Below are 16,453 nucleotides of genomic sequence, written 5' to 3' on the forward strand. Positions count from 1 at the left end.
TCAACCTTGCAAGAATTACCATTCCAATTTCCCCCAACTCTCTCCTTGCTTATCAATGGTTAATGTTTGTGTGCCAATAATGCGTTCACGCTCACGGCTAATCGGACGTCCCTGACGATCAATCATATTCTCTAATGTCACAACGACCGTCGCCGAATCAGGAGGATGCAACCGAACGCTCATTTTGATGGTGAACGAGGCCCAATACCGAAACAATCCTCGAAGCATGCGAGCACGACTTTCAGACATAGTTGTCATGTCCTCAAGTGAAGCTAAATCTTGGCGCTGATACGCTTCACGAAATTCTCCAAGAATTACGTCTAACCCTTTTTGTACTGATGGCTGCGCTTCTGGAAGAGCTAACGTCGTATTCATCTGAGTGACATATTGTTGCCATTCATTAGCAACTCGCGTCACCTGCGTTGACAAGCTTTGATGCGCAGCGAGGAGACCATTTCGTGTATGCTCTAATGTGTCCTGTATGGCTGGGGTCAATGACTTAAGAGGCAAAGAGACACTATCCTTCGATATCGCTTCGATTTCTGTCGAAAGACGCTCAATCATCTCATGTAAACCGACTGATTCCGATGCTCGTTCCTCCACAAGCACTTGCCAATTTTGAGAAATGATTTCCCGACTCCGCCTCTGTTCTGGGAGCAGGGATTGACGCCGACTGACTGCCACTCCTTGCTTCCGTTGTTCAAGAAGTTGTTGTGCAGCTCGTCCAAACTTCAGACCGTGTGAGGTCACCTGTGCTTCGATATTCTGGGTCTTTTTCTGAAGAACTACCATCTTCTCAATAATGTTTCTTGCGTTCTCGATTGCGACAGTGGCGTCTGGGACTGATCGATCTGCATCAGCGGAATCTTCCTCCTCAACCGGCGACACTGAGACAGGAACATCGAACGACGTTCGAAACCAAAGATACCCGCTCACACCCACAATCAAAATCACCGCAAACGACAGAAGCATCCAAGACGATGTCGCAAGAGGCTGACGTGCGCCACCGATTTCAAGAGTTGGAGAATCTTCACTGAATGACTCCGAAATGTCTGATGCCCCACGTCCAGATGTCGCATTTCCTTCACGTGAGAGCGTACCCGCAGTGGTGGAGCGTGCTACGGGCGGAGTAGAGGACCGATGAGATTCGGGGGATCCCTGAACATCTCGCTCATGGGCCAACTTGTGATCGCCAGGATTTGCTTGTTGTGATGAGGGTGGACTATCCAACACGACAGTCTTTTGCGATTGTGTAACATGAGAGTCAATGACACCACCCGCGGGTAAGAGAAAATCAGGATGATGTTGATAACCACGCAACGTCTCCAAGACAACAGTCGTGTCCTGTAAACGATCATACGGATTCTTCTTCGTGAGACCCCGAATAAGAAATTGTAACGACGAGGGCACGTGAGTCGGAAAAACATACTCGGGCTCAAAACTGTCATCGGCAAGCTTCAACAGTATAGTTTGGTAAGGAAGTCCCTTATAGGGAGTGATTCCCGTCACTATTTCGTACAACACCATTCCAAGTGAATACAGATCTGAACTTGACGTCAATTGCACTCCTTGAATTTGCTCCGGAGACATATACTCTGGTGTACCCAAGAGTGTGCTGGTCATCGTTGTAGACGACTCACCTAACGCCGCGGCGATTCCGAAATCAACAATCTTGACGTTGTACTGATTGTCAAGAAGCACGTTGCCAGGCTTAATATCTCGATGAATAAGTTCACGTTTATGTGCGTAGACCAGACCCTGCGTCACTGAAATAGCGATTCGAAGAGCTAATGGAAGCTCGAGTGGACCTTTATTCTGAAGAAGCTGTCTGAGATCTTGCCCCGGGAAATATTCCATCACAATGAAATGCACGCCTTCGTCTTCTTCGATTTCATAGATCCGAATTACATTTTCATGATTCATCTGCGCCATTCGCTGAGCTTCCTTGAGAAACTTGCGGACAAACTTAGGATCGCTGTTCAAATGTGGATGGGGCAGTTTAATCGCCACTTCGCGATGAAGCGTCTGGTCCACAGCCAAATAGACTGTTCCCATTCCCCCTCGAGCAATTTCCCGTTGAACGTGGTACTTTCCAGAGAAAATTTCGCTGTGCATACGGGTCATGTCAAAATAACTGAGACAAATGATGGGGCCATAATCAAGATTAGTATACCGATTTAACTTAATTTGGAAAGAGGGACGAAACGTATGCGGGCGAAGTATGTAGGAATAACGGGAAAACTCGGCAAGACAAACGAACGGTCTTTAGCGCAAGACAAACGTCTAATAGATATTACAGGCAACGAATGTAATCAGTCACATTCAAGCTCATTCTGGATAACAGAAGTCGTTATAGTCGAGACCACTTGCATCTGCACCCATCAAGGCACTCCAAATTTGAAATTCTGGTGTAAATGGTGGAAGTATTAGATAAAATCCTTGAGGAAAAATCATGATCTCAGACAAGCAAGTCTCTCTGATTTTGGAACTCAGGGGGCCGTATCAGATATATTCCCGGGCATGCGCGAGTCGAATGTCGGACAAATGAAGTTTCTCGCAAAACGGTTTGGCAACCAACCTATTCTCTGTACAGCCATTCGTTGTGAATGCCAATACTTGGTTTCTGGCGACAGAAAAGACTTCGGACATCTCTACGATCACACTGTTGAAGGGAGCACAATCATCAGCTTGGCTAAGCTAGCAAAAATTGTCGTGCAGATATGCAGGAGTTAGAACCTGTTTTACATCCGTTACCGACGATGGGCATCACTTATTTTATAGAGCTCCCAATATCAGGATTCACTCACAATCTATACCAGACTCTACTTGCATAAAGTCCATTATCCTGAGCTCTTCGGCAAGTGCATCCTGAGCGAAGTCGAGGAATCCAGAGCAGGCTTGTCAAAATGTCAAAGATGCTATCAAAGTATTCATGCTGAGCTGGTCGAAGCATGAGCCCGCCACAGGATGCATCCTGAGATCTTCGGCTTAGCTCACAATGTATTCATCGAAGGGTCGAAGGCTACATCCTGAGCTCTACAACCAATCACCCTGAGCCCAGTCGAAGGGTCGTTCTACACTTCTCACAACGGAAATGGTTCGACTCGTACATCATGAGCGGAGTCGAACGGCTCACCATGAAATCATCGGAAACGATCAAGGTATCCACTGGCCAGATATCGACAAAGACATTAGTGTCCGTGGCATACTTTCTTTTAAAGTATAAGAGTGTCTACCGATTCGAAGGAAGTCCATTTACGCATCAATTTCTAAATCGTAATTGCGCTAAGCCCTGAAGTAATGTCGCCATTCAGCAGCCCTATCATAAAGAACAAGCACACCAACAACAAAAAATGTATCGAAAGTTACAGAACTCATAAAACTAGATCTGACCCCTTTTTCTTTGTGACTACGATGTTCATCTGGTTAGGAGTCGAAAGTAATACTTATGGCAATTGGTTTACCCAACTTTTAAAGTTATACGGCAACAGTGGATTGGAACGATGGGACGCTGCAAATTCCTGTGGATAATTATAGGCCTTTTTGCAATTACCGAAGCAGACGTAATCACCAGACCCAGCAATGCGCCGATTAGAATCACTAAACTTTTTCAAACCAAAGGCTTGCAACCAAGCTGACTTTTGTACGGTCATTCCACAACCGAGTAGCGCCACAAATTTAAGATTAGGACTAGCTCCTTTCACGTCAGTAGGTCGTATAACTTGTCCATCTTTATCTGCAATATTTCCTTTCGGTTGATTAAAGTTGTTGTACTCACCGTGAGAATGCCAAACTAAGGCCCATGTAGACGGGTCAGAAATATGAGATAAAAGCCCCCGCTTGGATGTTAAGTCTTTCGACATTCCTAAGGTATATCCTTTATTCTGTAAATCCTTCTCATAACGTTTATAGATACTACGGAGTGTGGGGATTGCATTTTCAAAATCATGCATATCACCAAATAAAATCCAAACAATTTTAGTTTTCTCTGCCATTTTTGGCCTCACACATTGATTGATAAAATCAAAAAAGATCAATGCTTGCCTTTTAATCAAAGCATTTCTGCTGCCTCCAACCTGGCGCCCGAGTTTCGAAGAGTGGTGTGTCCGGTTGCCGGATCGCAAGTTCGATTGCGGCGGCTATGCGTTGACGTTGGTAGCCTGTCTTAAGAACTCCCTTAAGCGACTCAATCGTCATGGGTTTGCCACAGAGATACCGTGTTCCATTTTGATAATTCCTCTTGCTCTCATCCCTCCATTTATGAAGTAAATCGAAATTCGGCCAAGGCAGATCTTCATCAGCATCCATTTCCACATTTTCATCTTCGGGATCTTCTGTAGGTCCAGCCTCGAAACCTTCTGGCCATTCGCCCTCTAAATCATCGTAAGCCAGATCAACACCAGTGATCATGCTGAACGATTCCCCAGCGACTCTCGCCACTTCAGGAATAGCCATTTGATCAATCAACCAAGGCATAGAAACAGGATCACCAATCACGCCAACAGCTTGCACTGCCAATCGGTGTAACTCAGGTCGACTCGCTAACTCTCGTTGCCAAGCATGCGCCTCTTTGATCGGCATTCGTCGCAGAGCCATCGCGCTAGCTCGTTCGGCCAGCGACCCACTATTGATTGCTAATTCCTGTAAAACCTGGATAGACGCTGCATCGCCTAAACGAGCAGCAGTCCACGCAGCCGAAAACCGGCATGAAATATATTCAGAATGACAGTGGACTCGAACGTCGTTCAAAAGGTCCGATCTGCCTAATTCGCCAACTGCTTTCAGAGCACGAACTCGCAATTCTAGATTCTCATGAGCAAGAGCAGTTTTTAAAATTTCTCCAGCATCTTGTCGATGGATTGAACTCGCCGCAACTCCAATTCGTTTAAGAATTGTTGACTCTTCAGATAATAATTTTTGTATATGCTCAGAGGCTTGCTCAAAAGAGAGCCAACCCAAAGCAGAGATAACTCCGCGAGCAAGTTGATCAGACTTTGAGCCAACTTCTAAAACTAAATTAATCCAGTCTTGCTGGCCAGATTCAAAAGCGAGCCCAGATGCAGCAAAGACCTCCCCAGGCTCTTCTTGACTCAGCTGCTCTTTGCAAATCTCCCAGCCAGGCTCGCCAGCCACTCGAAGTCCATCAATATGCGCCTCAACTCGCTCATCATGCTCAGCCAGATCTTTGAGATTGTAATGCGGCGCCTTGGTCACCCCTTCCCTCAAGAGCCAAAGAAATGCGGCTTCTTCAGCATGTTGGGAAACAATTTCTGGAATTACTTTTTCCACCAAATTTTACCCCTGAATATAAATCCATTAGACTGGAATCTGATGACCAAAAAAGTACCTTGCCCCAGGTTCATAATTATCAACTTCGGAAGATTCTAAAAATGCCTCCAGAGTTGCCGATATATTTAATCTCTGTACCTCGGAATTCAGAAAAAACGCACTACAGTCAATCCCAGTACTAGCTTCAAATTTTTGTCTATAATCGATATAAGCCCCAACAACGTTACTTTTGATCTTGTACAAAAAATCTTTTGCAAAATTGACGACATCAAAAACCTGCCCATTCCAGACAACCACCTGATCAGTTCTGAATCGTTTTACCATTTCATCATACTTTTTCTGAACAAGTGTCGGAAACATTGGTTTCTTAAAAGCTAATTTTTCCCGAAGTTCAAACCCTTTTACGAAACGAGGATCGTCCAACATGCTTTGGGAAAGGGGAGGTGGAGGATATATAGATGCTTCAGCAGCAATTTCTCCAGACTCTGTTTCTAGTAGATCCGAAATTGCGTATCCAATTATCTCGTGATCGTGAAGCGAAATAGCTCTACCCCAAGCGTTCAGCATCGTCGGCACCAACCACAGATATCCAGTTTGGCATGCAGCTTGGCATGCAAATCTTCGAGTCTCTGAATCGTCACTTTGTATGGCCTGTACCAATAACTGCATGTCGTCATAAGTGCCTGCGTTACCAACCACTAGCAATGCAGTTCTGGCAAGAGCGAAAGGTTCCTTTAAGTGAAAGAACCGTCTCAGCTCTTTGATCGAAGAATGGTCCCTGACTTTTGCTCGTTCAACGACTCCAGCGAGGACAATCCAAGGGTTAGAGGAATTCAAAGAACTTGCATCAAGAAGATCGATTGACGAGGAAGCACTAATTTGGTAACCATTTTCCAACCAGTCAAAAGAGCCGTATAGAAATTCTGGAATTTCGTTGTCACTCATAAATATAACTATCAAAAAAAGTATTATTATTTTAGCGTCGGTGAAATTTTGCTATTTCTCCCTGCACACCACCGAGTTGATTCTCTACGTCGTAGCATTCTTGAGATACTGGAGAGGTATTTTTTTTCCCGAATGGGCACCCCCCGGCAGCAAGAGCGGTTTTATGCGCAATCGTTACTGCACCAGCTTTCTTTGCCTCCCTCAACTCCCGACCACGCTGACGAATTCTTTTCGCAGCCTTTCGACCGTATTTTTTAATAAGATAATTCCTAGGTGCAAGTGGGGACATCATTTCTTCGTCATACTGTTTACGTGCTGCCTGAGATTCATGGGTTTCTGCAGCATAGTGAGCAGAACATGGATCCTCAGGATCTTCTGATGGAAGAATATTTCCACATCCGCTTTCCTTGGCATACTCAAAGAGAAACTTGGCGTAGTCGATAGCGGCTTGCTCCTTCGCGTTTGGGGTTTTGTTAGAAGTGTCCGGGTTATACCACTCTGATGCGGACATTTTCTCTCCGTTCTTTTGTGCTTCAGAGTGCATCGGTGCTTTACAACAAGGACACATTTCTTCTTTATGGCTATCGCCCGAACCACTCTCTGCGCCAATCATAGGTCCAGCCGCGGTTGCCGTTGGGCTTGCATGATTCGATGTCGTGAGATCGAGATGCCGATCGACGTTTTGCCCTTCGAACTTAACGTCCATCGACCAAGCCACGTAGTAAGTCTTACCCGTAATGGTGTGAGTAATAACACCTGCCCCAAGACTCTTTGTGGCAGCCTCGTCGCCCAAGGGGGATGTCTTGTAGAACGACTTATCCTTGAGCATTACCTCTTTTCGATCAATTTTCACTTTCTTGCTACCCTTCTTCATATCCTTTGAGAAGGACGAATCGGGGTACGGAACAGGGATGGGTCCGGCAGGAGGCGAAGGCGGACTTAAGCAGACATCTGGGAATGCAGCAATGACCTTGGCATCCCCGGACTTACAAGCAACCTCCATCCCGTTTGCAAAAACTTCGTTGCTCATACGTTTGTCTTCCTGCCTACCCTGCGCGATGCGATCAGTGCCACGGCGCGTTTTCCCGAGTCCGCGCTCGTGAAACACATTACGATCTCTCCTTTAGCATAGCCTCTCTGGAAAGCATGGAACGCAATAATTAGCTGAATGACACCTGTCGCGGCACCTGTGTTACCAATGCACTCAGAACAGTGCCAAATAGGGTAATCCTCCTCACGGTGAACGCGGAGAATTCTTGCAATCATAAGTGCCTGCTCCCTGAATCCATAACTTTCTCCAGTCACATCTGAGAGGCGAAAACCGATCTCGTGCATTTGGATGCCCGCTTCTGAAAGCGCCATCTTGGAAGCCTCAGTCAACCCAAGGCCCAATAAAGGATCCTCATTCATTATCGTCGCTTGTTCGGTTCCAAAGCCAAGGCCGATGAGTTTCGTGCCGGTTACCGAATTCGTATTTTCATTGGCACAAGCCAATATTGCAGCTGCACCTTCTCCTGGAATGATCCCATCAGAATTCTTTTGTGTTTTGAGACGAAAAAATTGATCCAGCCAGAGTAATGATCGTGCATTTATGTAAGAGTCGACACTACAAATCAAACAGGTAGAAACATTTTTAGCCATAAACAACTCGCGAGCTATTTGAAGAGCCTGAAACCCTGAGGTATGTCCATTAGAAATCGTCCGAGACAGTTCTGGGTGGAATTTCAGTTGAAGTTTCTCCTCTATAAGCGCAATTATACGATCAGCCAATTCAACCGGTATTCCTGGCCTATCAGATTCAGGCAAGCACGCTATAAGTGGAATATTTTCTAGTGAGATAGTGGGAGAATCTTTCAAACAATCAGTCACTGCCGCTGTCATCATTTCTGTGAGTCGCTGTTCGAACTTGAAGTCGGGGTCTGATCCAGGCGTCATGGCACCAACGATAGGCTCACCATCATTATCGAGATATGGAAGTTCCCCGAACCCTGTGATACCTGCTCGCATGGCGGCACATGCGGATTCGGCGTTAAGACCAACAGGACAAACCATGCCGGTTGAGGTGATATACATCGAATTAGTTACTTCCTGCCTCCTGCTTAGGAGTCAAAAATATCCTGATTGCGGAATCATGGCGAGACTGTCGTTCCATATCTAAAGCCCATCGCCTTTCCTCACCCTTCGACAGGCTCAGGGTGAACATGCGAATTTTATGCGACCGCTACGCTATTCATTGCTCTGAAGCCCAATCACCTTTATTCCAAGCCACTAGGTCGTTGATGGACTTGAAGTGCAATTTTCCGGATTGAGTTCTCTTCGGGGGCACTGGAGTTGATGGCTTACCTATAATGACTTCACGAAGCGCATGGATTTTACGACCAAGAGGCACCATTGTCCGCCAAGTAACCATAACTCGGCCCACATCGGGTTCAATTATAAGCGTATCGAGTTTAGGCTTTTCTTGCACTTCACGGTTACGGAACTTATACATAATTGGAACCTTGACTATTGGCACGATAAACATCCAGGAACCCTGAGAAGTCATTCCCGAGCATCGAATGACCTCTCCTCCTGAAAAGTGAGGAAATTGTTGATCTGTTGGAGCCGACTGAAAGTATTGATAATCAAAATTGTTAGGCAAAAATGGAAAGCGATCTTTCAGCCATTGATCATCATAGGTACCAGCAAATTGAATACGAGGCTGCCAGCCTCGTCCCACAGGGCCGAAACCAGCAGGAGCCGGGGCATGCGACCATTTACGTATGAGAGATCGAGGATCTTCGAGATTCGGTAGCGGGGTATCGCGAATTGTCTTCGAGGCCGCGTTCTTGTGAAATCCTCTCCCCACCGGATTTCGCATCTCTGTTCCTTGTTTTTTAGGATTATCATGCGTATGGTCCGATCCCCCAAATGCCCGATCAAACGACAGCGGCATTTTAAGAAACGGGGTTGAGGTGGAGGGTCGAAGCCGAAATAGTCTTCGCCTCCATTGACGATCGCCAATTACCCGAACTTCTTTTTTGACTTTTCCTACCTCTAACGCAACAGTCATTTTCCTTATCGGCTTACCTGTTGGAGAGTACGCATGTCCGTTGAGGAGAACATCGGTACGAGACTTGAATGGTGCAAAGTCACATTCGTATTTTATAGCCGTTGTTCCTGGATCGCCATAGTGATCATCAGCATAGATCAGAGGTGTTTGCTCCTCCGCCAAAACTGCTGTGCCGTCCTTTTCAACGATAAATGTCCCTTTGACTACCACCACACAATGGTCTCGACCATCTTTATCGGTAAACATGGTGAGCCCAGCTTCCATTCCTGTGGTATTACTAGTTATTTGCATGGCCAATACTTAGTTGATTTGGACCGAACCACCCTTGACGACCACAACCAATAGTTCTCGACCATCGGGCTTCATCCCCATGGTATAGCCGGCTTGCATTTTTGTGGCATTGAGGAGTTCCATGATGACTGTTTTGTTAGGTGTCCATCCTTCGACAGGCTCAGGATGATTTATTAGATTTCATGGTGAGCCCGTCGAACCACTCAGCATGAACAGTTGGACATTGTTTCTTCCACCTTTTCAATTAATTTGGACTGATCCACCTTTGATGCGATTGACTCCAGAAGACCGACTGAGAAGATAGGACCCTCGAATTAGGATCTTTCCAGCTTTGGTTAGCGTGATGCTGGCCTTCCCGCACTTGAGCACGATTTCTTTCTTTCCCTCGATGACGACTTGTTCTCCATCCACTTTGGCTATTATTGGTTTGGTCTGAGCCAGTAGATTCTGTTCCTGGTGCCAGAGTAGCCCTACGATAAATGCGGATTTTGTTTCGCCTTCCTCAAACGCCACAAGTACTTCTCTTCCCACATCGTTCTGCGTAATCGGCACAGTGGACCGTGCCACCATAGGCTCTAGAAGAGACAACTGCGGCACCATGATTTGAATGCTTCCTGTCGTCTGATCGAACTCCGAGATGACACCTCGCATCACTCCATTCATCGAAGGAACTGTTCGCTCTGACGAATCTTCTATTGAGTGAGAATCCTTTGAGGTCAATACTTCGAAGACATTCTCAGTTGGGAATCTTTCCATTGCCCGATCCCTCCTAGTTTTGCAAAATCTTGCTGCCCTTCATCACGATGTCGCCAGAAGCCTTAATCGAAATTTTCTTTCCATCAATGATAATATCGCCATTCTTCTTGAGCGTGATCGAGGCTTTACCATTTTTGATGGTCACATCATCACCCGCAGAAAGGATCATGTTTTTCCCTGCGGTAACACTCACATCCTTCCCGGCACTCTCAGTGATATTATCTCCAGCATTCACACTTACATTTTTTCCTGCAGTCTCGGAAATACTGCCGCCTGCATCGACGGATTTATTGGCCGCAATATTTTCACTGCTTAAGGCTCCAACGACGACGGTTTTGGCACCGCCTATTTCTTCAGCCTTCAACCCACCAACTGTTTCGTTCATTGCCGCTCCTACAGTGACTTGATAGGCAGCGCCAATGGTCAGAGCTTTGGCTGCAGCAATCGTGTGAGCTGCCGCAATCCCAACCGTAACTGTCTCGTTACCCCCGATGGTTTCAGAGTGATCCCCACCGACACCAATCGTTTTATTGGCCCCTACAGTTTCACTTTGATTGACCCCGACGGTTTTGGTGCGATTGGTTGTGATCGCAATGACTTCGTTGTTGCCGACTGATCTCGTACGATCATTTCCTATGGCTTGCGTTTCATCATGGCCAACCGTTTGGTTCTTGTCGTTGTCGATGGCAATGGTCCAGTCTTTGGCGCCATGAAGATAGACTTCTTCAGATCCCGCTTTATCCTCAAAACGTAATTCGTTGGAATTGCCGCCGCCTTTGGAACTGTTCGACTTGATGGTACTCTTGGTTTGGTCGGCAGGAAGCGCATAGGGAACCGTCTGCTCGGCGTTATACACCCGACCGGTAATGATCGGGCGATCTGGGTCTCCCTCCAAGAATTCCACGATGACTTCCTGGCCAATACGCGGGATATTCATCGCCCCCCAACCTTTACCTGCCCAAAGTTGTGACACTCTCACCCAACAAGAGCTGTTTTCATCATTTTGACCTTCACGATCCCAATGAAATTGGACTTTGACGCGACCAAACTCATCGCACCAAATTTCTTCACCAGATGGTCCGACAATCACTGCCGTTTGAGGACCTTGTACCACCGGCTTCGGCGTCACTTGAGGTGGTCGGAAGGGCACCGAATGAGGGATACAGGTAATGGTGTTGGAATAGGCTTCTTCCCCTCCAGCAGCTCCACCGGGAGAATAGGCATCTCCCATGGACCCAACGTGTTGCACCTCGGTAAGGAGATAGGCTTGGTTCAGGTCGTCGGGTTTATAGTCAAGCAGATCAAATGTATATCCAGAGGTAAAGGCTCGACATGTGCTACTTCCACTAATAAGGTAGTGCTGGGCTTCTTCTTCCTGCATCCGGACTTTCGCTAAGGCCGCACCATCTGCTTTTTTAGGATATTCACCGGGATAGTCATAGATTTCGTACTTGCCATTTTCTCCAATATCGATCACGCTGGGTTCTTCCGCCACAAGGCTGGTACTGGGTGTTTTGAAGTTGTAATCGGTATGGGAGAATTTTCCAGGCCGTAGTTCTTTTTCAAATTCTAAGCTCGTAATCACATCTTCTTCTTGGAGACCGCTCCCTTTGGGTTCCCAATTCACTTTGGGTTGGGTGGGAATTTCCGGATGGGCATCTGGGGCATCAGCCAATACGAGCGTATGCTTGGTTTCTTCATGCTCGAAGAAATAATAGATCCCGTACTGTTCCATTAAACGGGCTACAAAATTGTAATCTGTCTCTCGATACTGAACACAATATTCTCGTGGTTGATAGGTACTCTGGAGTTTCAACTTATAATCAGTAAATCCAAGATCGTTAAAAATTTGTTCTATGATGTCGGGAATCGTTTTGTTTTGAAACATACGGCAATCGGACGTCCTGGTCAAAAACCAGATCCACGGCACCATCTCCGCTCGGTAATGAATGATGCCGGTTTCACTCCCGGTCTGGGCAAACCGGCTGATAAATCCATTGAAAAACCGTTCCTTCTCATCGATGAGTTCGACTCGAATCGTGACGTTTTCTCCGACAATGGCATTAAAGTCAATCGGTGGGCCTTCGGTGAACAGATCCAATTCAAATCGGGGCATTTGGGAAATCCCCTCCTGCCCGGTGAAGCCTTGAAGGAGGAGAACATCTTGACCCAACGGTGTGTCGATTCTGAGAAGTCGACCAGTTTGTGTGAATGGCATATGGACACCTAGCCTTGAGTTTTTTTACGGTGATCCTTCGACAAGCTCAGGATGAATCCTATTTACATTCATGGTGAGCCCTGAACTGGCCGAAGGGTCGAACCATTTCCTTGCTAAATCATGCATTCTATTTTTGGGACTCATAAATTATTAAGGCAAGGAAGATGCCATCCTTCGACAAGCTCAGGATGATACTTCAACTCGCTCAGGATGATACTTCGACCCTTCGACTGGGTGCATTCTGAGCCGTTCGGCTTCGCTTACGATGTACCTGTCGAAGAACTCAGGATGACTATTAGAGAGTGAGGCATTAACTGAGGTAAGGCCGCGAGGAAGTAGGCTTCAGGCCGTATTTTTTCATCCCCATACCTCGCTCATGACCTTCACTCACTCTCATCTCTCTTTTAATTTTTAAAACTGGTTTAAAGTTTTGAAACTTCTCCTTTAATTAATGCCCTTCGATCCTTCAACTCTTCGATCCTTCGATGACCTCAGGACACAGAGCTCAGGATGATGTATTAATCATCATGGTTCAACCTGAGCGCATCGAACTCATTTATCATTCATCCTGAGCCAGTCGAAGGATCACCTATATTCTTCTTTCCTCTCGACAACTTAGACAATTCGTTCCAATCTCCCTTTATCAGCGCTTCCTTTTTCTTTCGACTCCATCCTTTGATTTGTCGTTCTCTTGCAAAGACGTCTTGCCTTGACTTCATTTCTTCACAAAATACTAACTTCAATGGTCGTCGTTTGGATGTGTAGCCTGGTATTTCACCACCTTGATGTTCTGCAACACGTTTTTCTAGATCGTTTGTGTGTCCTGTGTAATATGAGCCGTCTGAGCATTTGAGAATGTAGACCCAGTAGGGCATTGGCACATTTCATTCATTTCAATATTGTTGCATGCTTCGAGACGCTCAGCATGATGATTAAATTGGGAAAATCACCCTGAGCCCGTCGAAGGGCGAACCGTAAATCAAGTGGCAGCGACACTTGGTTTTTCTGAAGGTTCAATACTAATCTTCAGCTTTGACTCTTTCGTTGGTTCCTTATTAGAAAACTTATACTGAAACTGCCCACCCTCGACCGTCACATGCACTCGCGAAATCGGTTCTCCGGAACTCATCCGTGATAAAAACTCACCAGACATTTCTGGAAGGAGCGTTCGAGTGAGAATGTGGTCGACATTTCGCGCTCCACTTTCGACTTCGGTACACCGACTGGCAATTTCGTTCCTTACCGATTCATCATAAGTAAACTTGGCTCCATGATTATCAGCCAACCGTGTTTCAATTCGACCCAGTTGAAGTTTGATAATTTCCCGCATGATGTCATCTGAGATCGGATAGTATGGGACCACAATCATACGGCCCAGCAACGCAGGCTTAAACACTTTGATCAACTCCGGCCGAATGGCTTCAACCAACCCTTCCGGTTCAGGCTTCGTATCTGGATCTGCACAAAGTTTCATGATGGTATCGGTTGCCGTATTCGACGTCAGCAAGATCACGGTATTTTTAAAATCAATTTCCCGCCCTTCTCCATCTTCAAGCATGCCTTTATCAAAGACTTGATAGAACAACTCCATCACATCAGGGTGGGCTTTCTCCACTTCATCCAGCAATACAACGGAGTATGGTTTTCGCCTGACGGCTTCCGTCAGGACACCCCCTTCCCCATATCCCACATAGCCGGGAGGTGAACCTTTGAGAGACGAAACGGTATGAGCTTCTTGATACTCACTCATATTAATCATGACGACGTTTCGCTCTCCCCCATAGAGCATGTCTGCCAACGTCAAGGCCGTCTCAGTCTTGCCGACCCCACTGGGTCCAACAAGCAGAAACACCCCAACTGGACGCCGTGGGTCAGTCAGATCTGCTCTGGCCGTTTGAATGCGTTGGCTGATAGCCTCCAATGCATGAGACTGTCCAATGACTCGTTGTTCCAGTTTATCCTTCAATGTTAAGACTGTATTGATTTCGTCGGTCAGCATTTTCCCTACGGGAATTCCAGTCCACCCAGAAATCACTTCTCCAATGGTCTGAGATGTCACACAGGCCTGCATTAATGGAGTTTCGCCTTGGATGGCGACCAACTCATCGTTGAGTTTCGACAGTTCTGCTCTCAAAGCCTCTACATTGATCTGTGGCGGTTCTGAGATGTTTGTTTCAACGTTGTCACTGCTCTCGTCTTTTTTCTTTGAACCCAAGGCCTGCGCTTCCAGTGTGGTTCGAATGTCACGGATGTTTCCAATCAGTTCCTGTTCCCGCTCCCATTGAGTTTGAAGCTGAGTCAATCTCTCCTCTTCTTGGGCTCTATCCGTTTTTCGTTCTTCGATCCGATCCCGATGATCGGCACCGATAACCGCTTCACGCTCTAACACATTGATTTCTACGCCAAGCTGATTGATACGTCGATTGGCATCTTCTATTGGCCCCGGTGTCGCAGCTTGACCAATCGCCACGCGGGCACAGGCCGTGTCTAACACACTGACGCATTTGTCCGGCAGTTGACGACCCGTGATATAACGGTGAGAAAGTTTGACGGCATCTTCAATCGCTTCATCGAGAATACGAACCTTATGATGATTTTCTAATGTTTCCGTGAGCGCACGCATCATGATGATCGCTTGCTCTTCAGACGGTTCTTCCACTTTCACCACTTGAAAGCGCCGCGTGAGTGCCGGATCTTTTTCAAAATATTTTTTATATTCAGCCCATGTGGTAGCCGCAATGGTCCGTAGTTCCCCGCGAGCCAGAGCCGGCTTTAATAAGTTCGCAGCATCGCCTTGTCCAGCTTGTCCTCCGGCTCCAATCATTGTATGGGCTTCGTCAATAAACAGGATAATAGGTTGTGGCGACCCTTTGACTTCTTCAATGAGCGTTTTTAATCGGCTTTCGAATTCGCCTTTTATTCCCGCCCCCGCTTGCAGTAACCCGAGGTCCAAGGTTTTTACGACAACATTTTTCAACGGACCTGGCACATCGCCTTGCGCAATCCGAAGTGCAAACCCTTCAACCACGGCGGTTTTTCCTACCCCGGCTTCCCCAGTCATGATCGGATTGTTTTGACGTCGTCTCGTGAGGATATCGACGATTTGACGAATCTCAAAGTCTCGCCCCAATACCGGATCGATGTGCCCTTCGCGAGCTTTGGCTGTGAGATCCACGGTATATTGATCTAAGGCCTGAGTCTTATTGGCGACAGGAGATCCTGAAGAATCCATCGCCGGTTTTTCTCCCAACCCCACCGCTGCTTTTTCTTCAACCGAACCATCTGTGATGGTTTGAAATTTTTTCACTAAAGCGTCCACAGAGATCGATGAAAAATCGGGAGATATATCCTGAACCATGCGAGCCAGATCCTCATTACTGAGAAGACCAATCACCAAATGTCCTGATCGGATTTTGGCGGAGCCATATTCGAGCGACCCAAACAGCCACCCTTCTTGAACCATCTTGATTAATTGTGACGAGATGACAGGATTACGGCCATTCCCCGTCTTGAATCGGTCAAGGGCTTGCGTGAGAGCCTTATTTGCTCGTGAGCTATTTATCTCAAAGTGTCGCAAGATATGGTCAAGGTCTGTGCTCGGTGTTTCCAACAGTTTGAGAAGGAGATGCTCAACCTCGACTTCATAGTGAGTCCGGCTGAGACACAGGCCCAAGGCCCCTTCCAAAGACGCCCGACATGTTTCGTTAAGGCGGCTCAATAATGATTTCATACTTACGCTCATAGCATCACCATCCCATTAGGAGGACTGTATCCTTCGACAGGCTCAGGATGATCTTAAAGACTTTCATGGTGAGCGCGTCGAACCATCACCTTACACTATGTTTTTTAAGTGCCTGGCCGAAGTTCTTCGACTCTTCGATGAACTCAGGACTCAGAGCGCA

Annotated in this window: 11 protein-coding genes and 2 pseudogenes; 1 reads left to right on the forward strand and 12 read right to left on the reverse strand. The window is 46.7% G+C overall.

Annotated features, from left to right (window positions below; genetic code table 11):
* Positions 1-15: 15 nt before the first annotated feature.
* Complete coding sequence (locus ACWQXP_RS13545) at positions 16-2,115, reverse strand: serine/threonine-protein kinase (RefSeq protein ID WP_454063408.1); 2,100 nt, start codon at positions 2,113-2,115, stop codon at positions 16-18.
* Positions 2,116-3,094: 979 nt separating this feature from the next.
* Between ACWQXP_RS13545 and ACWQXP_RS13550 the strand changes: the two genes are divergently transcribed.
* Positions 3,095-3,226 (forward strand): DUF2442 domain-containing protein, encoded by a 132-nt coding sequence (locus tag ACWQXP_RS13550; protein WP_454063409.1) that lies wholly within the window; start codon positions 3,095-3,097, stop codon positions 3,224-3,226.
* A gap of 220 nt (positions 3,227-3,446) precedes the next feature.
* On the opposite strand, the gene ACWQXP_RS13555 is transcribed toward ACWQXP_RS13550, so the two are convergent.
* From ACWQXP_RS13555 to tssH, 11 genes and pseudogenes are all read right to left on the reverse strand, one after another.
* Positions 3,447-3,995, reverse strand: coding sequence for a hypothetical protein (locus ACWQXP_RS13555; RefSeq protein ID WP_454063410.1), 549 nt, complete (start codon positions 3,993-3,995; stop codon positions 3,447-3,449).
* 52 nt (positions 3,996-4,047) lie between these two features.
* On the reverse strand, positions 4,048-5,289 hold the full coding sequence (locus tag ACWQXP_RS13560; protein ID WP_454063411.1) for a TIGR02270 family protein: 1,242 nt from the start codon (positions 5,287-5,289) through the stop codon (positions 4,048-4,050).
* A 27-nt stretch (positions 5,290-5,316) separates the two neighbouring features.
* On the reverse strand, positions 5,317-6,249 hold the full coding sequence (locus ACWQXP_RS13565; protein WP_454063412.1) for a hypothetical protein: 933 nt from the start codon (positions 6,247-6,249) through the stop codon (positions 5,317-5,319).
* 16 nt (positions 6,250-6,265) lie between these two features.
* Entirely contained in the window at positions 6,266-7,264 is a 999-nt protein-coding gene (locus ACWQXP_RS13570; RefSeq protein ID WP_454063413.1) for a DUF4150 domain-containing protein, read from the reverse strand.
* Positions 7,261-8,307, reverse strand: a complete 1,047-nt coding sequence (locus ACWQXP_RS13575) for a 3-oxoacyl-ACP synthase (protein ID WP_454063414.1) — start codon at positions 8,305-8,307, stop codon at positions 7,261-7,263. Before ACWQXP_RS13575 ends, ACWQXP_RS13570 begins: the two co-directional genes overlap by 4 nt.
* 157 nt (positions 8,308-8,464) lie before the next feature.
* The gene (locus tag ACWQXP_RS13580; protein ID WP_454063415.1) at positions 8,465-9,577 is read right to left on the reverse strand and encodes a DUF2169 family type VI secretion system accessory protein; all 1,113 of its coding nucleotides are present in this window, start codon (positions 9,575-9,577) and stop codon (positions 8,465-8,467) included.
* A gap of 240 nt (positions 9,578-9,817) precedes the next feature.
* Positions 9,818-9,955, reverse strand: a pseudogene (locus ACWQXP_RS13585) (DUF6484 domain-containing protein); the annotation flags it as partial.
* 96 nt (positions 9,956-10,051) lie between these two features.
* Positions 10,052-10,333 (reverse strand): annotated as a pseudogene (locus ACWQXP_RS13590) (DUF6484 domain-containing protein); the annotation flags it as partial.
* A gap of 13 nt (positions 10,334-10,346) precedes the next feature.
* The gene (locus ACWQXP_RS13595; protein ID WP_454063416.1) at positions 10,347-12,551 is read right to left on the reverse strand and encodes a type VI secretion system Vgr family protein; all 2,205 of its coding nucleotides are present in this window, start codon (positions 12,549-12,551) and stop codon (positions 10,347-10,349) included.
* Positions 12,552-13,114: 563 nt separating this feature from the next.
* Positions 13,115-13,426, reverse strand: coding sequence for a GIY-YIG nuclease family protein (locus ACWQXP_RS13600; protein WP_454063500.1), 312 nt, complete (start codon positions 13,424-13,426; stop codon positions 13,115-13,117).
* Between the two features lie 104 nt (positions 13,427-13,530).
* Entirely contained in the window at positions 13,531-16,293 is a 2,763-nt protein-coding gene (tssH, locus tag ACWQXP_RS13605; protein ID WP_454063417.1) for a type VI secretion system ATPase TssH, read from the reverse strand.
* Positions 16,294-16,453: the final 160 nt, after the last annotated feature.

It is taken from the genome of Candidatus Nitrospira salsa (assembly GCF_965152625.1).

Coding starts and splice junctions, on each gene's coding strand:
- ACWQXP_RS13545 (WP_454063408.1), bottom strand. CDS start 2,115: ATGCACAGCGAAATTTTCTCTGGAAAGTACCACGTTCAACGGGAAATT.
- ACWQXP_RS13550 (WP_454063409.1), top strand. CDS start 3,095: ATGGTTCGACTCGTACATCATGAGCGGAGTCGAACGGCTCACCATGAA.
- ACWQXP_RS13555 (WP_454063410.1), bottom strand. CDS start 3,995: ATGGCAGAGAAAACTAAAATTGTTTGGATTTTATTTGGTGATATGCAT.
- ACWQXP_RS13570 (WP_454063413.1), bottom strand. CDS start 7,264: ATGAGCAACGAAGTTTTTGCAAACGGGATGGAGGTTGCTTGTAAGTCC.
- ACWQXP_RS13575 (WP_454063414.1), bottom strand. CDS start 8,307: ATGTATATCACCTCAACCGGCATGGTTTGTCCTGTTGGTCTTAACGCC.
- ACWQXP_RS13580 (WP_454063415.1), bottom strand. CDS start 9,577: ATGCAAATAACTAGTAATACCACAGGAATGGAAGCTGGGCTCACCATG.
- ACWQXP_RS13595 (WP_454063416.1), bottom strand. CDS start 12,551: ATGCCATTCACACAAACTGGTCGACTTCTCAGAATCGACACACCGTTG.
- ACWQXP_RS13600 (WP_454063500.1), bottom strand. CDS start 13,426: ATGCCCTACTGGGTCTACATTCTCAAATGCTCAGACGGCTCATATTAC.
- tssH (WP_454063417.1), bottom strand. CDS start 16,293: ATGAGCGTAAGTATGAAATCATTATTGAGCCGCCTTAACGAAACATGT.